The sequence below is a fragment of the Leadbettera azotonutricia ZAS-9 genome (genome assembly GCF_000214355.1).
Lineage (GTDB): Bacteria > Spirochaetota > Spirochaetia > Treponematales > Breznakiellaceae > Leadbettera > Leadbettera azotonutricia.
The window spans coordinates 564871-586168 of sequence record NC_015577.1 but is presented as its reverse complement, the minus strand read 5'-3'; the positions used below and the strand labels follow the sequence as shown (position 1 = coordinate 586168).

Genomic DNA, 21298 nt, shown 5'->3' with positions numbered 1-21298 from the left:
AGCATCTACAGCCAAAAGATGGGTATTTTTGGAGAGATGTCCGAGTGGTCGAAGGTGCACGCTTGGAAGGCGTGTGTGCTTGAAAGAGTACCGAGGGTTCGAATCCCTCTCTCTCCGTAGGTTATTTTTGGAGCGATGTCCGAGTGGTTGAAGGAGGCGGTCTTGAAAACCGTTGTGCCGCAAGGTACCGGGGGTTCGAATCCCCCTTGCTCCGTAACAATTCTATAAATCCCCATCTGATTAAAACAAACCAGAGGTGGCAACATGGAAGGGCCGAGATCAACCAGGGAAAAGATAATCAAGACCTTGGGAAAAATGCCTGAAGGGGCTGCACTGGACCCGGTGTTTAGCGGGATGGAGAAACGAGACGGATACTTTATAGGGACCGTTTCGTACCAGGTAGAAAAGGATGAGCGGGTCGCTGCGTATCTATTGTACCCTGAAAATTTCAGGCAGGGGAAAAACCCGGGGATTGTGGCCTCCCACCAGCATGCGGGGGAATATTATGTGGGCAAATCAGAGCCGGCGGGGTTAAGCAGCAACACCATGTACCATTACGGCAAGGATCTCTGCAAAAGGGGTTATGTCGTCATTTGCCCGGATCATCTCTGTTTTGAGGATCGCCGCCCGCCGGAATACAGGCGGATGGAAAACAAGGTTTTGGATGGCGAGAATTACGAACGCTTCATGTTCTGCAAACTGATCCTGGAAGGTTCTACCTTGCAGGCAAAATATCTCCACGACCTTGTCTGCGCGGTGGGCATCCTTTCGGGGATGGAAGAAGTGGACCCCGGCAGGATCGGGGCTATAGGCCATTCTTTGGGCGGACAAGAAACCGCCTGGCTCGCCTTCTACGATTCCCGGATAAAAGCGGCGGTTTGTTCCTGCGGCATATCCCGGCTCTCCGCCATACTCCGGGACAGGATAAACCACAACTTTGCCATGTTCACTCCCGGGATGCTTGAAGCAGGGGATCTGCCTGCCCTGGTATCGGAGATCTGCCCCCGGCGCTTTATGATGACTAACGGGGCCAATGACGCCATATTCCCCAGGGACGGGACCGAGGCCATAGCCTCCGCCGCAAAGGAAAGCTATGAGAAAGCGGGATACGGGGAAAACTTCAAAGCCCAGCTTTTCGAGGGAGGCCATTCATTCCCTGATGAAATAAAAAAGGCCGCCTACGATTTTCTTGATGCGGGCCTGAAAATCTAATATACTAAAGTGATGGATACTCATAAACTTTCATGGTTCTTCCTGCCCGCTTTGGCAGCCCTGGCCCTGGCATTCAGTTCCTGCGAAATATCTCCACCGGAATTCACGCCTGCTGCTCCCGGCGGCCTCAGGGCCTATGCTGATTCAGAGACCGTCGTCAAACTTCACTGGAATAATGTCTTTGGGACATCCGAATATATGCTGTACCGATCCGCCAAACTCAATGGATCATTCGGACCTTTCGAGGAGATCCAAACCTTGACCGGGACATCCTATACTGATGCAGGCCGGATAAAAAATACAATTTATCGTTATAAAATAGCAGCCCGCAACAATACGGGAACCAGCAGCCAGTCTGCCGCTGTTCAATGCCGCACCCCTGACACGGACGCCGGGGATACAGCTTTTTGGGCCGCGGATTTAACCGCCGAAGGCAGCTTCTACAAAACCTGGGCAAAAAAAGCAAAAACCGGGCAGCATTGCATAGTCTACGCTGAAATATCCGATTACACGAACAATGCTCCCGAAATCAACAGCGAGCTGGCCGGAAAAATCGCAAATGAATTTGATAATAACATTTACGGCAAAATCACCGGCGCCTTTGGCGCTCCCAGGGACGTGGACAGCAACAATAAGGTCATCCTCCTGATGCTGGATATCCAGGACGGCTACGACGGGAAGACATCCAACGCGTATACGGCGGGTTTTTTCTACGAGATTGATATGCTTCTAAACGACGAACATTCCAATAAGGCGGATATGCTCTATATCGATACCTGGCCGGCTAAGGTAGGCATCAGTGAAAATATGTCCCAAACCTATAGCACCATGGCCCACGAGCTGCAGCACCTGATAAATTTTTCCCTCCATCGCGGGGCAAGTCCGGGCAAAAACGCGATGGACTTGTGGATCGATGAAGGGCTTGCAAGCGCGGCGGAATATATCTACGGGGGCAGCCAGAAAGACCGGATTGAGTATTTCAAACAAGATCCCTTCGGCTCCATTGTCCAGGGCAATAATTTTTTTGTATGGGAGGATGAATGGATAGATGATATTCTGGCGAATTATGCGACAGACTACCTTTTCTTCCAATGGCTCAGGATCCATGCCTCCAATGATGTAGAAATTTATAAAAATATAATTAATTCTTCGGAGACTGATTACCGGGCGGTTACCCAGGCCGCTTCCTCCCGAATTAACAACAGTCTTTCCGACTGGAACACTCTCCTCAGTACCTGGTATGCCGCCAACCTAATCTGCAGCAACAATGCAAATAAATATGTCGGCTATAAAGGACAAATCAGGTATAACGATCTGAATACCAAAGAGCTTCCAAATGATTACCGCAAAACCCACCATTGGAATCTGGCGCCGGGGGAGGGGGTATTCAGCCCTCTTGCATCATCCCTGACCCTGCCTTCGGGCGCCCCGTACGGCAACAACATACGCTATGCGGTTATCAACAAAACCGCCGAAACAATTAATTCCGCTCCGCCGGCGTCAGGGGGCAATTATCTCCTGACCTTCAACACCAACACTAATTCGACTAGCAACAGCAATAGTGAAATCGGCTATGTTACCAATATAGAGCTTTCTGAAGATACGGCAAGAGCAGCGCTTCCTTCAGGGGAAGCATACACCCCGCCCCAGCTCTACGAATGGGATGGGGCGCGGTATTTCTTTGACAGGAATAAACCGAAGCTTCCTTTAAAAGGCCGGAAATAAATGCAGCCCACGAAAAAAAGTGTTTTCCTGATGATTTTCTTTGCCGTAATCGCCGCAAGCGGGCTTATGGCCCTGGGGCAGAAGGATACGGATTATCCCAAAGGCAGGATAACCGTCTCGGGCAGGGTGCGCCTTGTTGGAACTGCCACCTTTTCGCGGCTGGTTATCACCGATGATCAGGATCGGGATTGGTATATAGAAGGCGAGGACAGGGAAAAACTTTCCCGCAGGGAACAGCGGGTTGTCAAGGTAAAGGGGACAACAGAATACCAGGATATTATTTTAGCCAATGGGGAGAATGCGGGTGTCCGGCGTTTCCTGCGGAAAATCACATTAGTAGAATAACTACCAAGGAAGGATTATGGCTCATTGCGCAACAGACGAAGCAGAAGCAATATTGGACAAAGAATTCAAGGTGCTGGACAAGGGTTTTGTCCGGCTTGTGGATTACCTCGGGGGAGACAAACGGGTGGTGCAGTCCGCGCGTGTTTCCTATAGGGAGGGCACAAAAAGCTACCGCGAAGATGCGGGCCTCATCGACTACCTTTTGAGGAACCGGCACACCAGCCCTTTTGAACAGGTGATACTCACCTTTCATATCAAGCTTCCCGTCTTTATAGCCCGCCAGTGGATCAGGCACCGTACCGCAAGGCTCAACGAAATTTCCGGCCGCTATTCAGTGCTGAAGGATGATTTCTATGTGCCGGACCCTGCCGATGTGGCGCTTCAAAGCCCTGACAACAAGCAGGGGAGATCGCCCGAAGCCGTTGACGAGGCAAGGGCCGCCGAAATTATCGGCCTTCTTGACAAGGGCCAGCAGCGATCCTATGCGGATTATTCAGCCCTCATCAACGAGGGCATTGCGCGGGAGCTGGCCCGCATCAACCTGCCCCTTTCGCTTTACACCGAATGGTACTGGCAGATAGATCTCCACAACCTCTTCCACTTTCTGGAGCTTCGCCTGGATACCCATGCCCAAAAGGAAATACGCCTCTATGCGGGGGTGCTTCTGGATATGGCCAAAAAAGTGGCGCCCTTGTGCTGCGAATCCTTCGGGCGCCATATGCTTGGGGGAGTGAATTTTTCCAAAGATGAGCTTGCGGAACTGAAGCGCCGCCTGGCGGGGGAAGCCCCGGGCCTTACAGGAAAACACCTTGAACGCTTTGAGGAAAAGCTAAAGAGCGGCAGGCAGCTTTAATTTTGCCAGTGGCTTGTTTTTTCTGCCCTTTCCGTCAATAATGAATCAACAATCATTTAAGGATTTACAGCATGAAAAAGCCTATTTTAGCAGTACTCGCCGCAGGCATGGGAAGCCGCTATGGCGGGCTTAAGCAGATGGAAAAATTCGGCAAAGCCGGGGAAGTCCTCCTGGATTACTCGGTCTTCGATGCCCTTCGGGGTGGGTTTGAGAAGGTTGTTTTCATTATCCGCCACGATATCGAAAAGGATTTCAGGGAAATCGTGCTTTCCCGCATGGAGGGGAAGGTAAAGTATGATCTGGCTTTCCAGGATCTGGATACCCTCATTCCCCCCGCGATCTACGCTGAAGCGAAAAAAGCAGGCAGGACCAAACCCTGGGGCACGGCCCACGCCCTGCTCTGCGCTGCGGACAAACTGGACGCCCCCTTTGCGGTGCTGAACGCCGATGACTTCTACGGCCGCGAAGCCTTTGACGCCATTGGCAAATTCCTCTCCAGCTCTGATCTCAAGGATTCAGCCATAGTCCCCTATAAGCTTGAACCTACCCTGAGCCCCCAGGGGACTGTAGCCCGGGGTGTCTGCGAAATCAAGGATGGCTATCTTTCGCAAGTAGAAGAACTGACAGCCATCGGAAAAGAAAATGGCGCCATCTTCAACACTGCCCCTGACGGAGCCAAAAGGAAGCTGGCTGCGGATTCGCCGGTGTCCATGAATTTCTGGGGTTTCCCATTGAGTGTACTTCCGCACTTAAAAAAATATTTTGATGACTTCATCGCGGTTTCGGGCAAGGAACTCAAGAGCGAATGTTTCCTGCCAAAAGCTGCCGACTGGTTCATCAAGAACGGCTATACCCGTATCAAGGCCATCACTGCCGATTCAGAATGGTTCGGCGTAACCTACAAGGAAGACAGGGAAGCAGCAATAAAGCGGCTCAATGCCCTCACCACCCAGGGAGTGTATCCATCTCCCTTGTGGAAATAATCTAGCTGAAAAAGGAAGGATGATATGGCGGTAAAAAAAGGCGAAGCGTACGTGTTGGGGCTGGACTACGGTTCAGATTCCTGCAGGGCAGTGCTCATCGATGCTTCTGACGGGAGCGAGGCAGGAGGGGGCGTCATGTATTATCCCCGTTGGGCCAAGGGGCTCTACTGCGATCCTGCGGCCAACCAGTTCCGCCAGCATCCTCGGGATTATATCGACACTCTCGAAGGGACGGTGAAAGAAGCGCTTGCCAAGGCAGGAAAGGATGTTGCCGCAAAAATCAAGGGCATTGCCATTGACACCACAGGCTCAACTCCCTGCGCGGTTGACGCCACAGGAACCCCCCTGGCCATGCTGGACGAATTCGCCGAAAACCCCAGCGCCATGTTCGTTCTCTGGAAGGATCACACCGCTATTGCGGAGGCCGCAAAAATCAACAAGCTTGCAAAAACCTGGGGCGGCGAGGACTACACCAAATACGAGGGGGGCACTTATTCTACCGAGTGGTTCTGGTCAAAGATACTGCGGGTCTTTGCAGAAGATAAAAAAGTAGCGGAAAAAACCGTCTCCGTTCTTGAGCACTGCGACTGGATGACTGCCCTGCTCACAGGCACAAGGGATATTGCTTCGATAAAGCACAGCCGCTGCGCCATGGGGCACAAAGCCATGTGGCATGCGGATTTTGGCGGCTACCCCTCTGAAGATTTTCTTTCCCGCCTTGATCCAAGGCTGGTGGCTATACGGAAAAGCCTGGGCACGCAAACCTATACCAGCGACCAGAGCGCGGGGGGCCTCTCCCAGGAATGGGCATCGAGGCTCGGCCTTCCCGCAGGCATCCCGGTGGCAATGGGCGCTTACGATGCCCACATGGGCGCAGTCGGCGGCGGCGTGCGCGAAGGCTGGCTCATCCGGGTGATGGGAACATCAACCTGCGATGTCATTGTTGCCCCCAAACCCTCGGGGGGCGAAAAACTCGTAAACGGGATCTGCGGCCAGGTAGACGGCTCGGTAGTCCCCGGCATGCTGGGTTACGAAGCAGGCCAGAGCGCATTTGGCGATGTGTATGCCTGGTTCAAAAAACTCATCATGTGGCCCATCGATGCCCTGCTTCCCAATATAGAAGGCATAGACGCCGCCACAAAAGAAAAAATCGCAAAAGAGCTTTCCAAAAAAGCGATTCCCGAATTGGAAAAAACCGCCGCCGCTATCGATCCTGCCAGTACCGGCATCACTGCCCTGGACTGGCTCAACGGCAGGCGTACCCCCGATGCGAACCAGCTTTTAAAGGGCGCCATCTCGGGCCTTACCCTCGGCTCGGACGCGCCCAGGGTGTACCGCGCATTGGCAGAAGCAACCGCCTTTGGCGCGAGGGCAATAGTGGAACGATTCAGGGAAGAAGGCGTTGCCATCGAAGGGATCATAGGCGTGGGCGGCGTTGCCCGCAAATCGCCTTTTGTGATGCAGATAATCGCGGATGTGCTTAATATGCCCATCAGTGTTCCCGCAGGGGATCAGCCCGTGGCCCTGGGGGCGGCCATATTCGCCGCTGTTGTAGCAGGCATCTACGCTGATATACCCACGGCGCAGAAAGCCATCTGTTCGCCTATCGAAAAGACCTATACCCCCAAAGCAAGGGAAGTCGAAATCTACAATAAGCTTTACGCCGAATACCGCAAGCTTGGCGCGTTTGTGGAGAAAAACTGATGGCCGACATTTACAAGACTCTTAAAGAAGAAGCCTGGGAAGCAAACATGGAAATCCCCAGGCGCAGCCTTGCGATTTATACCTGGGGCAATGTATCGGCCTTTGATCCTGCCAGGGCTGTCTTTGCGATAAAGCCCTCGGGCGTTGCATACGATGTGTTAAAAGCAGAAGATCTTGTAGTAGTGGATCTTGAAGGAAAGGTGGCGGACGGAAAACTCAACCCTTCGTCGGATACCGAAACCCACCGCGTCCTCTACCGCGAATTCGTGCGCCTTGCTTCCGCAGGGAGTTCCGCCATAAAAGGCATAACCCACACCCACTCAACTTACGCGGTGGCCTTTGCCCAGGCTAAAAGGCCAGTCCTGGTTTTTGGCACCACCCATGCCGACCATGGGGCAGAGGAAATCCCCTGCACCGAATATATGGATGCCGAGGCAGTGCAGAACAACTACGAACTTGAAACCGGGAACCTCATTGTGGATACATTTAAAAAGCAGAACAAGAACCCCCTCCACATGCCCATGATACTCGTAGCAGGCCACGGTCCCTTTGCCTGGGGGAAGGACGCCGCCCAATCAGTTTACCATGCCGCAGTGTTGGAAGAGGTGTGCAAAATGGCCCACCTTACCCTGGCCCTTGATCCCCATGCCAAGCCCTTGCCTGAGCACCTTATCAGGAAACACTGGGAGAGGAAGCACGGCCCCAACGCATATTACGGTCAAAAAAAGAAATAGCATTAGCAGTAATAGTATTAACTAGCTAGTAGTAATGCTGCTAATGCGGCTTCCTCTGTTTGCCGCTGATGCCGTCAATATGGATTTTCCAGATAGCGGTCACATCAAGGCTCCTCTCGATGGATTTGTCAAACTCGCCCATGTTTGCCGGGGTATAACGCTGGCAAATGAGGCGCAGGGCATGGATCTTTTCTTCCTTTTCGGTAACCTCAAAAGCCTTCCCAAAAATTTCGGCCGACTCGAATTCGATAGTGAAATGATCCAGGGGCAGATTGGTATCGCCCACGCAGGAAATGCAGACCTGGTTCTGATGGCGGAGGCAGTCTGTCTTCTGGCCTTCCTTTGCGCCATGGAAATAAAGCAGCTCGCCGTCACGGGCCATGGACAGGGGGACACAATAAGGCGTCCCGTCAGGATTCACCATAGCCAACACCGAGAAGCGACATTTATCCACAACCGCTTCCGCAAATTCCCGGGGCATTTCCCGGTCTTTTCTCCGCATTTCACGCATGGGGAGAGTATAGCATAGAAGGCATCAAATAGCATATAGTGGCAATGAGGTTTATGATGATACGTTGGCTCGACGTGGGCTACTGGGAACTGATTCTATGAGCGGCAGCATAGTTTGGTTCATCACGGCATTTTTGGCATTTCTGCCGATTTCAGAATTGCGGGGGGCCATACCCTTTGCCATGGCCCATCAAATCCCCTGGTATATCGCCTTTCCCTTCGCGGCATTGCTCAACGCCATGGTGGCGCCGGTCTGCTGGATTTTCCTCTCGACTTTGAACCGTCTTTTTCTCAAAATGGAGTGGTACAAGAAATTCTTCGACCGCTTCATCGAAAGCGCCAGGGCCAAGCTCCACGAAAAAGTTGAAAAATGGGGCTGGCTCGGCATTACCATTTTTGTCGCCATTCCCCTTCCCATCACCGGCGCATGGACAGGCACCCTGGGCGCCTGGGTTCTTGGCATCAGCAAACGCCGCACCCTCCTGGCAGTCATTTTGGGAGTTGTCATAGCGGGGGCCATTGTAACTTCAGTAATGCTCCTGGGCCTACAGGGCCTCAAGATCTTTGTAAAGCAGGTCGAAGCCCCGTAAAAATCGGCTATCCCTTTCCTATTGCCTTTTTTGATAGTATGGATTTGGAAAAAAAATTCTCGCATTTTTGAAATATGCTCAACTGCGAACTTTTTCAAAAAATGGCGAAAACAAGCAGGATTATCGCAAGAAAAACTTGCCAATCTTTGCGGGACTGCCCCGGCTTATATTCGGCAGATAGAAATTGGAAATCGTTCACCTTCCATAAAATTCCTCGTTAAAGTTGCCGGAGCCTTGAAGATAGACACATGGCAGCTTCTCTATGAAGATCCAAATACCGGGAATGAATCTCCTTTTGAAGATTATTCGGTAAGAAAAACCAGAGTAAAAAAAGAACTTGTGACCTCATTGTCAAAGACTGTCGCCGAAACCGTAAAAAAAGCCTTTGAAGAATTGTAAAAACACAGTGGCTACGCCATAAACGCAAAAAGTTGACAATCTAACGGAAACGCGGTAGGATAAAATATATGAAACCGGTATTATCAAATTTCCTTTTTTGGGATTGCAGTCAAGAAAAGCTCGATTATGATAAAAGGGTAAATTTCATTCTTGAAAGGGTATTCAGCATGGGAACAGAGGATGATGTTCGGGAGGTGGTACGATATTATGGAATAGACACTATAAAAAAAGAAATAGTGAAAATAAAGGTACTCGATAAAAAAACCATTAATTATTTGAGCTTTACATTCAAAATTCCAAAAAGAAGGTTTTCGTGCTTCAGAAAGAATGTGTATCAAAATCTTTATTAATATTGCTCAAAGAACTTCAAGAATCTGATATTTTCAGAGATTATTTTTTGGTTGGCGGCACATCCCTGGCATTACAAATGGGACACAGACGTTCAGATGACATTGATCTTTTTACACAAAACGAAATAGATAAAGAAATGATAGGGGCATTTTTATTTGACAATTATAAAGGCAAGGTTCTTGTAATAAACAGCCAAAGTATTATTTACCAGGTAAAAATAAATGATATAAAAGTCGATTTTGTCAAACACCCCTATAATTTGGTCGAACCTGTAAAAGAAAATGACGATATACGGTATTTAGGGAAAAAAGATATTGCGGCCATGAAATTACGGGCGATTGAAAACAGCGGAAACCGTGCTAAGGATTTTGTTGATATTTATTATTTATTGAAAGAAATTTCATTGGAAAACATGTTTGACTATTACAGGAAAAAATATAGTGCAGCTGATATAAATAGTGTAAAAAGAAGTCTTGGATATTTTGATGATGTTCCCGATGAAAGCTGGGAAGAAGTAAGAATAATAAAAAACAAACCAACGGTAAATAAAATAAAAAAAACAATTATTGACAAAATAATTGAATATGATAAAAAATATCTATATAAATAAAGCTGATAATAGCCGGATTTTCAAACTACGCTCAACTGCGCACTTTTTAAAAATATGCGCAGTTGAGCGTAGTAATGTCTTTATGCTAATTCTGAAAATCAACCGTGTCGGTCTTATCGGCTTCGAGATTGAAATGAACTCTGCCGCCTGTGTTGATGGGACAATCTTTTATCGTAACCCTGACTGAACTGACCGTATCGGGATCAACACCTGATTTCAACGACACGGGTATGGAAATAGTACTGGTAGCCAATACTACAGGGTGACGGATACCATCGCCATAATCAATCGTGCTGTTGGTACTTATCGTGCCGGATATTGTCAGGACATCGGGAGTGAATACAAAAGGACTGGGGTCTATAACGGCCCCCGCCGGAGCCCCATTAACATACCATGAGCTGCCATTTCCCATTGTTACAGAGATTCGTGCAGTCCAGGTGCCGTTGACCAATTGTTTGTCAGTAATACCATTAACCCTGTAAGTCGTTTCCGCAGGCGGATCTTCGCTCGATCCATCACTGCACCCCGCCAGAACCAGTCCGAATGCCAGCGCTGCCGCCAACATTCCCAAAATGAAAAACCTGTTTTTCTTCATACCCGAAACTCATTTTTGCGGTTTTCATGTTCCGCGTTTAAAATAGTATAAAATACTGCATTTCCCTCTGTCATGAGTAATTTACGCACGATTTGGCCGCTGAGAAGACAGGATGGCCCCTTGACAACCATACTGCGGTTAAGTAGTATGCACTTGTCCTACAGCCAGGAGCCATGCGAGCGGCCGCCGCCTAACTCCGCCAGGTTCGGAAGGAAGCAACGGTAAGCGGTTGACCGCTGCGCCGTGGATTTCCTGGCTGCGGGGCATTTTCTTTTTTGCCTCCTTTGGGGTATACTTAAGCTATGGCCTATGAAGTAACCGCCACCCGGAAGCGGCCCAAGACTTTTGATGAACTGGCAGGCCAGGAATTTGTGGCTGCTACCCTCAAAAACTCCCTGGAAACCGGACATATTGCCCATGCCTACCTCTTTTCCGGCCCCAGGGGCTGCGGCAAGACCAGCGCCGCCCGCATCCTTGCCCGCTCTCTCCGCTGCGAGAGAGGGCCCACGCCCACACCCTGCGGCCGCTGCCCCCAGTGCGAGGAAATAGCCAGGGGTTCCAGCATGGATGTCATCGAGATAGACGGGGCATCCAACACCGGCGTCAATGACGTGCGGCAGATCAAGGAGGAAGTCCTCTTCCCCCCCACTTCGGGCCGCTTCAAGATTTACATCATCGACGAAGTCCACATGCTCTCGAACAATGCCTTCAACGCCCTCCTCAAAACCATTGAAGAGCCGCCGCCAAGCGTCATTTTTATTTTTGCCACCACCGAACTCCAAAAGGTGCCTGCTACCATCAAGAGCCGGTGCCAGCAGTTCAATTTCAGGCTCATCCCCATCGAGACCATCAAAAGCCTTTTGGCCCAGGCTTGCAGGGAAATGGAAATTGAAGCCGAGGACGAGGCCCTCTTCTGGATTGCCAGAGAATCTACCGGCAGCCTCCGGGACGCATACACCCTTTTCGATCAGGTGGTTTCATTTTCTGATGGGAATATACAGTCCGATATTATCAGGGAAAAGCTCGGCCTTGTGGGCCTCGACAGGCTCAATGAATTTGCCGATGCCTGCGCGGCCAACGATGTTGCCGGGGCGCTTGCCAAAATTGATGAACTCATTGGCGACGGTGTCGCAGTAGAACAATTTGTTACCGATCTTGCGGGCTACTACCACAGCCTCTATCTTCTTAAGGCAGGGGTTACGCGGGAATCCCTCCTCGGCTATCCGCCGGAACGCTTCTCGGCAAAGGTGCTGGAAAAGCTGGATACCCAAAAGCTGGCCCATGCAGGGGAGCTGCTCTTTGATCTTCACAGGGATATACGCTACTCAGTTTCGCCCAGGTTCGAGCTTGAAACATTGGCATCGAAACTCTGTTGGCTCGACCGCTGGATTTCCCCTGCCGAGCTTGCAGAGGCAGTGAACAGGGCAGGGGCTGTCCTCAAAGGGGATGTAAGCCGCCCTTTAGCGCAAGGGGCGGAAAGCCCCAGGGTTGAAATCCCATCCCCTGCGCAGCGGGAGATAAGGGATGAAATCAAACCCGGCCAGAAAGGGTTTTTATCTGAAGGCTTTAAAGCGTACAAGGCTGCAAAAGAACGGGAAGCCGCTGCATTGTCGGCAATGCCCGCTGTGCCGCCTGTCCAGCCCCATCTCAGCGCAGACGTACAAACAGTGCTAAAACTGTTCAATGGAACTATCATAAAAAGCGGGACGGAATAAAATGAACATCAACCCTTTTGACATACTGAAAAATGCCCAGAAGATACAGGAACAAATGGGGGCTTTCCAGGAAAAGCTTGGCGGCCTCAGAATCGAAGGATCTTCGGGGGGCGGCATGGTTACGATTGCGATGAACGGCCGCATGGAAGTGCTTCAGATAAGCATCAGCCCCGAGGCCATGGAAGACCGCGACATGCTTCAGGATCTTATAGCCGCCGCCTTCAACAGCGCCCTCGAGAAAGCGCGCGAAACCGTGAACCGCGAAATGGGCGCTCTTGCCGGCATGCCTGGCGGCTTCCCGCCTGGCGGTTTCCCTGGCGTGGTACCGGGGGTGCAATGACACCGGGGAATGCCCTCGACAGGCTCACTGCCCTCCTTTCAAGGCTCCCGGGAATCGGGAAAAAAACCGCGGGCCGTCTTGCCTATCATATACTTGATACTGATCCCGCATACGCCCATTCCCTAGCCTCCGAACTTGACAACCTTCACGATGCCATAAAACGCTGTTCACGCTGCGGGGCTTACACCGAAAGCGACCCCTGCCCTATATGCTCCGACCCAAGCCGTGACCGCGCGCTTTTATGCGTGGTAGAGCGGGCCCAGGATCTGCGGGTCATCGAAGAATCCCGCGAATACCGTGGCCTCTTCCATGTGCTCGGCGGCCTCATTGCCCCCCTCGAAGGCGTTGGCCCCGGGGATCTTTCCATCGGGAAACTCGCAAGCCGCATTCAGGAAGAGGGAACCCGGGAACTTATCCTTGCCCTTAACCCCACGATTGAGGGGGACACCACAGCCCTCTACCTGCAGCAATTTTTAAAAGAAAAACTGAAAGGCTCCCCCCTCGAAATCACCCGCCTGGCTTCGGGCCTTCCTGTAGGGGGCGACCTTGAATATGCAGACAGGCTCACCCTGTCCCGTAGTTTCAGAGGCAGGATTAAGCTATAATAATCTACGAATAAAGGAGAGAATCATGCAAAATTTTGAATATTATAACCGGACCAAGATCATCTTCGGCAAGGGAACAGAAAAACAGGCAGGGGACGAAACTGCCAAATACGCCAAAAGGGTATTGCTCCACCATTCAGGGGGCCATGCCGCCAAGTCGGGGATTCTGGATTCCGTCAAGGACAGCCTCAAAAAGGCAGGTGTTTCCTGGGTGGAACTGGATGGGGTCAAGCCCAATCCCCGGCTTTCCAAGGTCTACGAAGGGATAGAGATTGTTAAAAAAGAAAAGCTTGAATTCATTTTGGCGGTAGGGGGCGGTTCGGTAATTGATTCCGCCAAGGCCATTGCCATCGGCGCACTTTACGACGGGGACGTGTGGGATTTTTACGATCATAAAAAAACAGCCACCCTTGCCTTGCCGGTAGCTACGGTACTGACCATCCCTGCGGCGGGGAGCGAAAGCAGCGTCAGCTCGGTGATTACCAATGAGAAGGGGCCCTGGAAGCAGTCGGTGGACGAGGAATGCATCAGGCCGGTGTTTTCCATCCTTAACCCCGAGTTTACCTACAGCCTGCCCCCCTACCAGACCGCCTGCGGGGTGGCGGATATGCTGGCCCATATTATGGAACGATACTTTACCAAGGAACCCCATGTGGAGCTTACCGACGAACTCTGCGAAGGAGCCATGCGGACAATTATCCGCAATGCCCGGAAAGTGTTCTCTGGGGGCGAAAAAGATTACGACGCCCGGGCGGAGATCATGTGGGCCGGTTCCATTGCCCACAACAACCTTCTCAGTACCGGCCGGATAGGGGACTGGGCCAGCCACGTGATCGAGCATGAGCTTTCAGCCGTCTACGACATAGCCCACGGCGCAGGGCTTTCCATCGTGTTCCCCGCCTGGATCAAGTATAACCTTAAGGGAGATGTCATGCGTTTTGCCCGGTTTGCCAAAAAGGTTTGGGGAGTGGATGGTTCTTTTTATGACCCCGAGCAGGCGGCCCTGGAGGGAATATTCCGTCTCAAAAATTTCTTCCGTTCCATCGGCCTTCCCGTCAGCTTTGCCGATGCGAAACTGGGAACCGACAGGATCAACGAGATGGCCAAAAGGGCGGTAAAATTCGGCCCTGTAGGCAACTTTAAGAAACTGGACGCCGGGGATGTCGAAGCCATTTACCGGATCGCGGCGGAATAGTTTTTATCAGGCGCCTCCGGAGGGGAAATTCCGGTACTCTGTGCCTCGGCTGAGCTTCGCTGTTTACTGTCAGGCGCCTTTATGCTAAAATGAATTATGAATGTTTCTACAAAAAAATTGAATTTTAAACGCCCACTCTGCGCAGGGTTAGGCGGTCTCTTGTTGGTATTGATGGCCGAATCAGCTTTCGCCGCCTCCGATGATGCAGCTCTTGGGGATGGCCTTTTTGCCCGCATCACCACTGCAAAGGGCGATATTGTGATACGCCTGGAGTATCAAAAAGTGCCCCTCACGGTCTGCAATTTCGTGGCCCTCGCCGAAGGGAAAATGACTACTGCGGGGGGCAAACGCTATTACGATGGCCTCACCTTTCATCGGGTCATTGCGGATTTTATGATCCAGGGGGGCGATCCCGTGGGGAATGGCACAGGCGGCCCAGGGTACAAATTCCCCGATGAATTCGATCCCAGCCTGCGCCACAACGGCCCAGGGGTCCTTTCCATGGCCAATGCAGGCCCCGATACCAACGGCAGCCAGTTCTTTATTACCCATGTTGCGACCCCCCACCTGGATGATCACCACACCGTGTTTGGCCGGGTCGTCCAGGGCCAGCAGGTAGTCAATGCCATACGGCAGGGCGACCGTATCGAACGGGTAACTATAATCCGCAACGGTCCCCAGGCTAATGCGTTTAAGGCTGATCAGGCTGCTTTTGACGCACTGCTGCGGAACGCCAGCGCTGCCAAAACTTCCAAACTTTCATCCCAAAAAAGCGCGGCCCTGGCAGAGATAGAAAAAAAATATCCCGGCGCTGTGACAACCGCCTCGGGCCTCAAGTACATTGTGCAAAAGCAAGGTTCAGGCGCGAAACCCACAGCAGGCAAGACCGTTTCCGCCAAATATAAAGGCATGTTCCTCTCGGGCGAGGTCTTTGACAATTCCGATGTGCACGGTGGAGCCACAGATTTCCAGGTCGGCGTACGGCGCATCATTCCCGGCATGGACGAGGCCCTCCTCGACATGGCTCCCGGTGAAAAACGCACCGTCATTATCCCGCCGGAACTTGCTTATGGCGAGCGCGGCGCAGGAAATGGCGCCATACCCCCAAACAGCTTTTTGGTTTTTGAGCTGGAATTGGTAAAGATCAAGTGATTTTATCCCACAAGAGTCTTTGCAAAATCCTCAAATATCGTCTAGAATAACATTATGGCTAATGAAGGCAATGAAGACATCCTGGGGAAGAAGCTCTTTTTCCTCTACCCATCGGCGGTTATCCAAAACCAGGTAGCTGCTGAACTTATCCAGCAGGAATATGAGGTCTATATCATAAAAGACCATTCCAAACTCCGGCGCATACTCAAAAAATATCCATCTTCCATAGTGTTTGCCAACATCAACGATGGAATGAGCGAATCGGAATGGGAAGCCTGGATACGGGGGGTTATGGGCGATCCTGAAACCTCAGGTGTCGGCATTGGGATAATCTGCTCGGGAGAGGATGAAAACCTTAAGCGCAAGTACCTGGGCCAGGTTAAGATCCGTTGCGGCTATACAGTGGTCAAATCGGATCTTTCCATTGCCATCAGGCAGCTCATGGATATACTCAAGGCTGCCGATGCCAAGGGAAGGCGCAAATATATCCGGGCCACTACAGAAACAGAAACCAATACTACGGTCAATTTCCCCATCAATGGGACTTTCGTAAACGGGGCTATTAAGGATATTTCGGTGGTGGGCTTTTCCTGCGCTTTTGACGCTGATCCCGAACTGGTCAAAAACACTCTTTTTCAGGATATACAGATAAAGCTCCAGACCATGCTCATCAAGGCCGAGGGCATAGTCTTCGGTTCCCGCATAGACGGAAGCAATAAAATCTACGTCGTGCTCTTTACCCAGCGCATTGATCCCGAAGTGCGGACCAGGATACGCAAGTACATACAGTCAAATTTTCAGGGAAAAATGGACAGCCAGTTTAAATAGGGTTTACACCTGTAAAGCACAAAAAAACCCGCATCAAGGCGGGTTTTTTTGTTTAGATGAAAAATGCTAACTTAGGCGAGTATCCTGATATCCTTGTTAAGGATCACCGTGACAATATCGATAATCCAGCCAATACCGAAGATCCCGCCTGTGATGATCCACAGTAGGCCGATGATCAGCTTGCCTCTAAGTATCCGGTTAATACCCTGCCAAAGGGGATCAAAGAAAATCGTAAGGATCACATTGGGGATCCAGCCCACATTCAAACCGCCAGCCATTTTGGCCTCCATTTAAATCGAAGATAGCTAAAGCTACCACAATTCAGACTAAAGGTGAAGGCTCAGGCGGTAGGCCAAAAACCTTGATGCCCTCATCGGGGAAGTGTTCCTTGACACGGGATACCGCGCGGGCAATACCTCTGGCTTCGTCCTCCTCGCACCACATAACAAGGGCGAAGTTTTCTTCAGGCCAGATGGCGTCTCCCATGCGGGGACCTGTGGAGCCTACACCAAAGACGCTGGGGTATTTGGTGTAGAATTTTGCCACGCCTTCTGCCTTGAGAGATTCGAGAATATTTTCTTCGACCGAATGGTTTGCTACTACTTCAATACGCATCATATTCCGGCTCCCTCTGGTTGAACATCACCATCAATTACTTTTGCTGCTTCTGTATCAGTACCTTCTGAGGAAGAAGCCTTTGCTTTTGCCTCTTTGCGGGAAAGCCCTGCGGCTATCCTTTCGCGCTTGGCCTCAGCTTTTGCAGCCCGCTGATCCGAACTGCGGTTCATCAGGAAATAAACGGTGGGCATGAGGAACAGAGTCATCAGGGTGCCAAAGGAGAGGCCTCCGAGGACTGTCTTTCCTATAGGCGCGACCAGTTCGGATCCTTCGCCGGGAAGGAAAGCCATGGGCAGAAGGCCAAGGACTGTGGTAAGGGTGGTCATGAGTATGGGCCGTAAGCGGTTGCCCGCAGCTTCAACGCAGGCGTCATGGAGTGAGTAGCCCCGTTTTCTCAAAAGGTTGGTATAGTCTACAAGTACGATACCGTTGTTTACAATTACACCTACCAGAACCAGAAGCCCTACGGCGGTAAGTATATTGAAGGCATCTCCTGTTATGAGATAGATAGCAACAATACCAATCACCGAGAGTGGAATAGTAAAGATAACGATGAAGGGATCCCTGAATGATTCAAAGAGACACGCCATGACCCCGAAGACGAGACAAGCTGCAACTACAAGAATAAGCGCAAAGTTCTTCATCATCTTCATCATTTCTGCATTGTCCCCGCCGTATTCAATCAGCACTTCGTCATCGGCAGGAACATTGGCGGTGATGATATTTCTTACCCTTTCTTCAATCTGATTAAGCTTGGTCCCCGGCTGGGCGCCGGCGGTTATGTGAATTACACGGCTCTGGTTTTCACGCCTGATAGTCATGGGGCCCGTACCTTCTACATAACGGGCAAAGTTGGAAAGCGGTACCTTGCCTGCAACCTGGCTGTTCACAAAAATGTGATCCAGCGCAGGCTTTGTACTCCGGTCAGCTTCCGCCAATATCAGTATTACATCGTAATCGGTGCCGCCCTCCTTGTAACGGGTAGCAGTAACGCCGTCTACTGCAGCTTTAATCTCATTGCCGATGGTATAGGTGTTAAGGCCCAAGGCATAAATTCTCTCACGGTCAAGCTCTATTTCGATCTGGGGAAGGCCGTCCTGCAGATCAACACGAGGTTCGGTAATATCGGGCAGGTTATCCTTTAAAAGTTTTGCTATCTGGTCTGCCATTACCTTGCCTTTTACAAGGTTATCGGTGCGGAGTATTACATCCACCGGGTTTCCCGATCCCATCGACATACCTCCAGCGCTGAAGTAAATGGTTACCCCGGGGAATTCGTTGAAGTGAGTCCTGATCTTGGCTTTAATTTCATCGGCGCTGTCTATACGTTCTTCGAATTTGGGGAGGTTGATTCTGACTGAACCTGAATTGGCACCCCCGCTGCCCATCATACCGCCGCTGCCGCCGGCGTTAAGCATAATCCTGTCATATCCCTGAACTTCCCGCTCAACGATACGCTGGATCTGCTGCAGGGTAGCTTCGGTTTCAGCCAGGGGAGTTCCCATGGGAAGGGTTACATTGACAGAAACTGAATCCGCTTCCTGCTCGGGCATAAAGACCCAGCCAATGACGGGAATCAGGGCAATGCTCCCTACCAGGAGTGCCGCCAAAAATCCGATAGTAATGGCCTTGTGATGCAGCACCCATGCTACGGCCTTGCGATAATTATTATCAAGGCGGGTAAAGAAATTTTCAAAAGCCCTGTCTACAGGAGCAAGAAAACTTTTCAGCGGTTTTTGTTTGCGCGTAACCAGGGGAAGGTAATGACTTGAAAGAACCGGCACCAGGAACATGGCTATGAGGAGCGAAGAGGTCAGCGAAATTACAACCGTAAAAGCGAGGCCCGAAAACATTTCACCTGCCATTTCAAGGAGGCCCTGGAACATTACCAATGGCGCAAATACGCAGATGGTAGTGAGGGTAGAAGCCACGATGGCGACTATCATTTCCTGGGTACCGATAACCGACGCGGTGGAAAGTTTTGCGCCTTTTTCACGGTAATGGTAGATATTCTCCAAAATAACGATGGAGTTATCTACCAGCATACCGACCCCCAATATGAGTCCCGCAAGGGTCATGAGGTTTAAGGTGAGGTGGGCAAAGTACATCAACATAATGGTAATGATGATGGACACAGGAATACTGATGCCTATTATCAAGGTAGGCTTTATGGAACGAAGGAAAATAAACAGTACTATTACTGCGAGGAGCGCGCCTGAAACTGCAGTTGAACCTACCTGGTTTATTGAATTTTCAATCTGATCGGTAGTGTTAAAAAGCTCGGATATCTTAATATCCTGGGGGATTTCCCTGGCGATCCTTTCCAACCTTACCCTGAGATCCTTTGCAGTTTGAACAGAGTTTTTTCCGCTCTGCTTCTGAACCATCAGCATTACTGCGGATACACCGTTAACATAGACTATACTAGTCTCGTCCCGGTAGCCTTCATACACATTGGCAATGTCCCTCAAGTATACAGAACGGGGCAGCTCCTGCCCGCTGGAAACAGCCTTGTAGGAAATAACGGTATTCCGTATCTGGTCGAGGGAAGTATATTCGCCCATGGTGGTAAGAAGATAGGAAAGGCCGTCCTCCGTGATGGTACCTGCCGCAACTTGAGCGTTCTGGGCAGCCAGCATCTGCTGAATGGCAGTCACGGTAAGGCCGTAAGCCTCAAGGCGGGACTGGGGTATTTCAACCCTGATGATCTTTTCGCGGCCCCCTGAAACAGAGGCAGTCGCCACACCGGGGGTCTGCTCAATACGGGGAACAATAGTATCTTCTGCAATTTGCCGCAGCTCTTCGGGCGAACGGTTCCCAGTTACCATAAGCCCCATGATGGGGATCATGGAAGGATCGAATTTGAAGATCATGGGAGACTGCGCGCCTGTAGGCATGTAGTTTCTGGTGCGCTCCAGAGAATCGCGTACCGAATTGGACGCATCCGCAAGGTCCGTACCATAGGTGAACTGCATGATCACCATGCTCGTTCCCTTCGATGAGGTGGAGGTTACCTTTTCCAAACTTGATGCGCTTGAAAGTGCGGCTTCCAGGGGACGGGTTACAGATCGTTCAACTTCCTCGGGACCTGCTCCGGGGTAACTGGTATAAACAACCAGGTACGGGGGGTTTATTTCCGGCATGAGGTCAATAGGAAGATTGATAAACGCAAAAACCCCCAACATGATAAGCAGAACAAAAATAATAAATACGGTTGTGGGCCGTGATACAACTGATTTAGCTAAACTCATACTCGCTCCTTAATTCGCGCTCAGGGGAGCGATCCGGTCAACCACATTGACTTTGGCTCCATCGTTAAGCAGGCTCTGGCCCCGGACTATAACCGCATCGTTAGGTTTAAGCCCCTGTTGAATTTCCAGCACCCCGTCTATAAGTATACCGGGGGCCACTATCTTTTTTACCGCAACAAAACCTTCAGCGTTATCGGGATCAGTCTCTGCAACAAATACATAATCCTCACCAAAACGCTGGATAAGGGCCGATGAAGGTATCTTTACGATGTTGTTCTTATGCTCCGTGATGATCCTCACCTTGGCGAACATACCTGCCTTTAACTTTGAAGCTGAATCAACCCCAATGCGAACTTCCATGGTACGGGACGAAGGATCCACTACAGGGCTTATTTCAGTGATCCTCCCGTGAAATACTTCGCCAGGGTATGCGTCGAGGCTTATCTCACAACTTTGGCGCAGACTGACCCTGGAAATAAAACGTTCAGCCACATAGAGACGTATCTCAAGGCCCACCCCGCTGGCAATGCGGGCCAGGGGAACTGCCTGACTCACCGTCATGCCCAGCTGGGCAGGAAGAGCGACAATGGTTCCCGATACTGGAGCTTTAACTACGTTGACTTCGTACTGCATGCCGGGCCGCGAGGGATCAACTTCCGCAATGGGAGCGTCTTTGTTTACATAACTTCCAATGGATACCATGATTCTGCTCACTTTTCCTGCTGCTTCCGAATACGCGTCAACAGTGGAAGCAGCAACAAGATCGCCTGAAAGCGCCAGATAATCACTTATCTGTCCCTGCACCGCATCCATGGTGTTCACCGCAAAAACCGGGGCATCCTGGCCCGGACCGCCCGGAGCTGCTTTATCCGTCAACTTGCCGTACGTATCTTTAATGCGCTGGCAGCCCGAGAAGCTAAAAACTGTTATCATCATTACTGCGAAAAAAGCAGTATTTTGCAAAGCCTTGATTTTCATATACT

At 50.9% G+C, this 21298-nt stretch carries 23 protein-coding genes, 2 tRNA genes and 1 other RNA gene; 20 read left to right on the top strand and 6 right to left on the bottom strand.

Annotated features, from left to right (window positions below; all coding sequences use genetic code 11):
- The first annotated feature begins 30 nt into the window (after nucleotides 1–30).
- The 9 genes from TREAZ_RS02650 (at nucleotide 31) to araD (ending at nucleotide 7556) form a co-directional block, all read left to right on the top strand.
- Nucleotides 31–117, top strand: a tRNA-Ser gene (locus TREAZ_RS02650).
- 12 nt (nucleotides 118–129) lie between these two features.
- Nucleotides 130–214, top strand: a tRNA-Ser gene (locus tag TREAZ_RS02645).
- A 50-nt stretch (nucleotides 215–264) separates the two neighbouring features.
- Nucleotides 265–1212: a dienelactone hydrolase family protein gene (locus TREAZ_RS02640; RefSeq protein WP_015710251.1), complete on the top strand. Its 948-nt coding sequence runs from the start codon at nucleotides 265–267 to the stop codon at nucleotides 1210–1212.
- A gap of 12 nt (nucleotides 1213–1224) precedes the next feature.
- The gene (locus TREAZ_RS02635) at nucleotides 1225–2937 is read left to right on the top strand and encodes a M30 family metallopeptidase (protein WP_015710250.1); all 1713 of its coding nucleotides are present in this window, start codon (nucleotides 1225–1227) and stop codon (nucleotides 2935–2937) included.
- Complete coding sequence (locus TREAZ_RS02630) at nucleotides 2938–3282, top strand: hypothetical protein (RefSeq protein ID WP_015710249.1); 345 nt, start codon at nucleotides 2938–2940, stop codon at nucleotides 3280–3282.
- A gap of 16 nt (nucleotides 3283–3298) precedes the next feature.
- Nucleotides 3299–4135, top strand: a complete 837-nt coding sequence (thyX, locus tag TREAZ_RS02625) for an FAD-dependent thymidylate synthase (protein WP_015710248.1) — start codon at nucleotides 3299–3301, stop codon at nucleotides 4133–4135.
- Nucleotides 4136–4206: 71 nt separating this feature from the next.
- Complete coding sequence (locus tag TREAZ_RS02620; RefSeq protein WP_015710247.1) at nucleotides 4207–5118, top strand: nucleotidyltransferase family protein; 912 nt, start codon at nucleotides 4207–4209, stop codon at nucleotides 5116–5118.
- A gap of 24 nt (nucleotides 5119–5142) precedes the next feature.
- Entirely contained in the window at nucleotides 5143–6822 is a 1680-nt protein-coding gene (locus TREAZ_RS02615) for a ribulokinase (RefSeq protein ID WP_015710246.1), read from the top strand.
- On the top strand, nucleotides 6822–7556 hold the full coding sequence (gene araD / locus TREAZ_RS02610; RefSeq protein ID WP_015710245.1) for an L-ribulose-5-phosphate 4-epimerase AraD: 735 nt from the start codon (nucleotides 6822–6824) through the stop codon (nucleotides 7554–7556). The genes TREAZ_RS02615 and araD overlap by 1 nt, the downstream gene beginning before the upstream one ends.
- Nucleotides 7557–7596: 40 nt before the next feature.
- Here araD and TREAZ_RS02605 read toward each other — a convergent pair whose 3' ends face one another.
- On the bottom strand, nucleotides 7597–8067 hold the full coding sequence (locus tag TREAZ_RS02605) for a pyridoxamine 5'-phosphate oxidase family protein (RefSeq protein ID WP_015710244.1): 471 nt from the start codon (nucleotides 8065–8067) through the stop codon (nucleotides 7597–7599).
- A gap of 97 nt (nucleotides 8068–8164) precedes the next feature.
- On the opposite strand from TREAZ_RS02605, the gene TREAZ_RS02600 reads away from it, so the two are divergent.
- The 4 genes from TREAZ_RS02600 (at nucleotide 8165) to TREAZ_RS02585 (ending at nucleotide 10016) form a co-directional block, all read left to right on the top strand.
- Nucleotides 8165–8656 carry a COG2426 family protein gene (locus tag TREAZ_RS02600; protein ID WP_015710243.1) on the top strand — a complete coding sequence of 164 codons (492 nt, stop codon included), beginning with the start codon at nucleotides 8165–8167 and terminating at the stop codon, nucleotides 8654–8656.
- A 21-nt stretch (nucleotides 8657–8677) separates the two neighbouring features.
- The gene (locus TREAZ_RS17220) at nucleotides 8678–9055 is read left to right on the top strand and encodes a helix-turn-helix domain-containing protein (RefSeq protein ID WP_015710242.1); all 378 of its coding nucleotides are present in this window, start codon (nucleotides 8678–8680) and stop codon (nucleotides 9053–9055) included.
- 68 nt (nucleotides 9056–9123) lie between these two features.
- The gene (locus TREAZ_RS18185; RefSeq protein WP_015710241.1) at nucleotides 9124–9405 is read left to right on the top strand and encodes a DUF6922 domain-containing protein; all 282 of its coding nucleotides are present in this window, start codon (nucleotides 9124–9126) and stop codon (nucleotides 9403–9405) included.
- Nucleotides 9369–10016 carry a nucleotidyl transferase AbiEii/AbiGii toxin family protein gene (locus TREAZ_RS02585; protein ID WP_043922767.1) on the top strand — a complete coding sequence of 216 codons (648 nt, stop codon included), beginning with the start codon at nucleotides 9369–9371 and terminating at the stop codon, nucleotides 10014–10016. Before TREAZ_RS18185 ends, TREAZ_RS02585 begins: the two co-directional genes overlap by 37 nt.
- 85 nt (nucleotides 10017–10101) lie before the next feature.
- Here the strand turns inward: TREAZ_RS02585 and TREAZ_RS02580 are convergent, their stop codons facing one another.
- A complete protein-coding gene (locus TREAZ_RS02580) occupies nucleotides 10102–10611 on the bottom strand; it encodes a hypothetical protein (protein ID WP_015710239.1) in 510 nt (169 codons plus the stop codon).
- A 162-nt stretch (nucleotides 10612–10773) separates the two neighbouring features.
- Here TREAZ_RS02580 and ffs point away from each other — a divergent pair.
- The 7 genes from ffs (at nucleotide 10774) to TREAZ_RS02550 (ending at nucleotide 16446) form a co-directional block, all read left to right on the top strand.
- An RNA gene (gene ffs, locus TREAZ_RS17160) (signal recognition particle sRNA small type) lies at nucleotides 10774–10872 on the top strand.
- Nucleotides 10873–10913: 41 nt separating this feature from the next.
- Nucleotides 10914–12326, top strand: coding sequence for a DNA polymerase III subunit gamma/tau (gene dnaX / locus TREAZ_RS02575; RefSeq protein WP_015710238.1), 1413 nt, complete (start codon nucleotides 10914–10916; stop codon nucleotides 12324–12326).
- 1 nt (nucleotide 12327) lies between these two features.
- Nucleotides 12328–12666, top strand: coding sequence for a YbaB/EbfC family nucleoid-associated protein (locus TREAZ_RS02570; protein WP_015710237.1), 339 nt, complete (start codon nucleotides 12328–12330; stop codon nucleotides 12664–12666).
- Nucleotides 12663–13271, top strand: coding sequence for a recombination mediator RecR (gene recR / locus TREAZ_RS02565; protein WP_015710236.1), 609 nt, complete (start codon nucleotides 12663–12665; stop codon nucleotides 13269–13271). The genes TREAZ_RS02570 and recR overlap by 4 nt, the downstream gene beginning before the upstream one ends.
- Nucleotides 13272–13296: 25 nt before the next feature.
- Nucleotides 13297–14466 carry an iron-containing alcohol dehydrogenase gene (locus TREAZ_RS02560; protein ID WP_015710235.1) on the top strand — a complete coding sequence of 390 codons (1170 nt, stop codon included), beginning with the start codon at nucleotides 13297–13299 and terminating at the stop codon, nucleotides 14464–14466.
- 162 nt (nucleotides 14467–14628) lie between these two features.
- Nucleotides 14629–15618, top strand: a complete 990-nt coding sequence (locus tag TREAZ_RS02555) for a peptidylprolyl isomerase (RefSeq protein WP_015710234.1) — start codon at nucleotides 14629–14631, stop codon at nucleotides 15616–15618.
- Nucleotides 15619–15672: 54 nt separating this feature from the next.
- Nucleotides 15673–16446, top strand: a complete 774-nt coding sequence (locus TREAZ_RS02550) for a PilZ domain-containing protein (protein ID WP_015710233.1) — start codon at nucleotides 15673–15675, stop codon at nucleotides 16444–16446.
- A gap of 71 nt (nucleotides 16447–16517) precedes the next feature.
- Here TREAZ_RS02550 and TREAZ_RS02545 read toward each other — a convergent pair whose 3' ends face one another.
- From TREAZ_RS02545 to TREAZ_RS02530, 4 genes are read right to left on the bottom strand one after another with little or no spacing between them, the layout of a single operon-like run.
- Nucleotides 16518–16724: a hypothetical protein gene (locus tag TREAZ_RS02545; protein ID WP_015710232.1), complete on the bottom strand. Its 207-nt coding sequence runs from the start codon at nucleotides 16722–16724 to the stop codon at nucleotides 16518–16520.
- Between the two features lie 43 nt (nucleotides 16725–16767).
- Nucleotides 16768–17064, bottom strand: a complete 297-nt coding sequence (locus tag TREAZ_RS02540) for a PG0541 family transporter-associated protein (RefSeq protein WP_043922764.1) — start codon at nucleotides 17062–17064, stop codon at nucleotides 16768–16770.
- Nucleotides 17061–20315, bottom strand: coding sequence for an efflux RND transporter permease subunit (locus TREAZ_RS02535; protein ID WP_015710230.1), 3255 nt, complete (start codon nucleotides 20313–20315; stop codon nucleotides 17061–17063). The genes TREAZ_RS02540 and TREAZ_RS02535 overlap by 4 nt, the downstream gene beginning before the upstream one ends.
- A gap of 9 nt (nucleotides 20316–20324) precedes the next feature.
- On the bottom strand, nucleotides 20325–21293 hold the full coding sequence (locus TREAZ_RS02530) for an efflux RND transporter periplasmic adaptor subunit (RefSeq protein WP_015710229.1): 969 nt from the start codon (nucleotides 21291–21293) through the stop codon (nucleotides 20325–20327).
- Nucleotides 21294–21298: the final 5 nt, after the last annotated feature.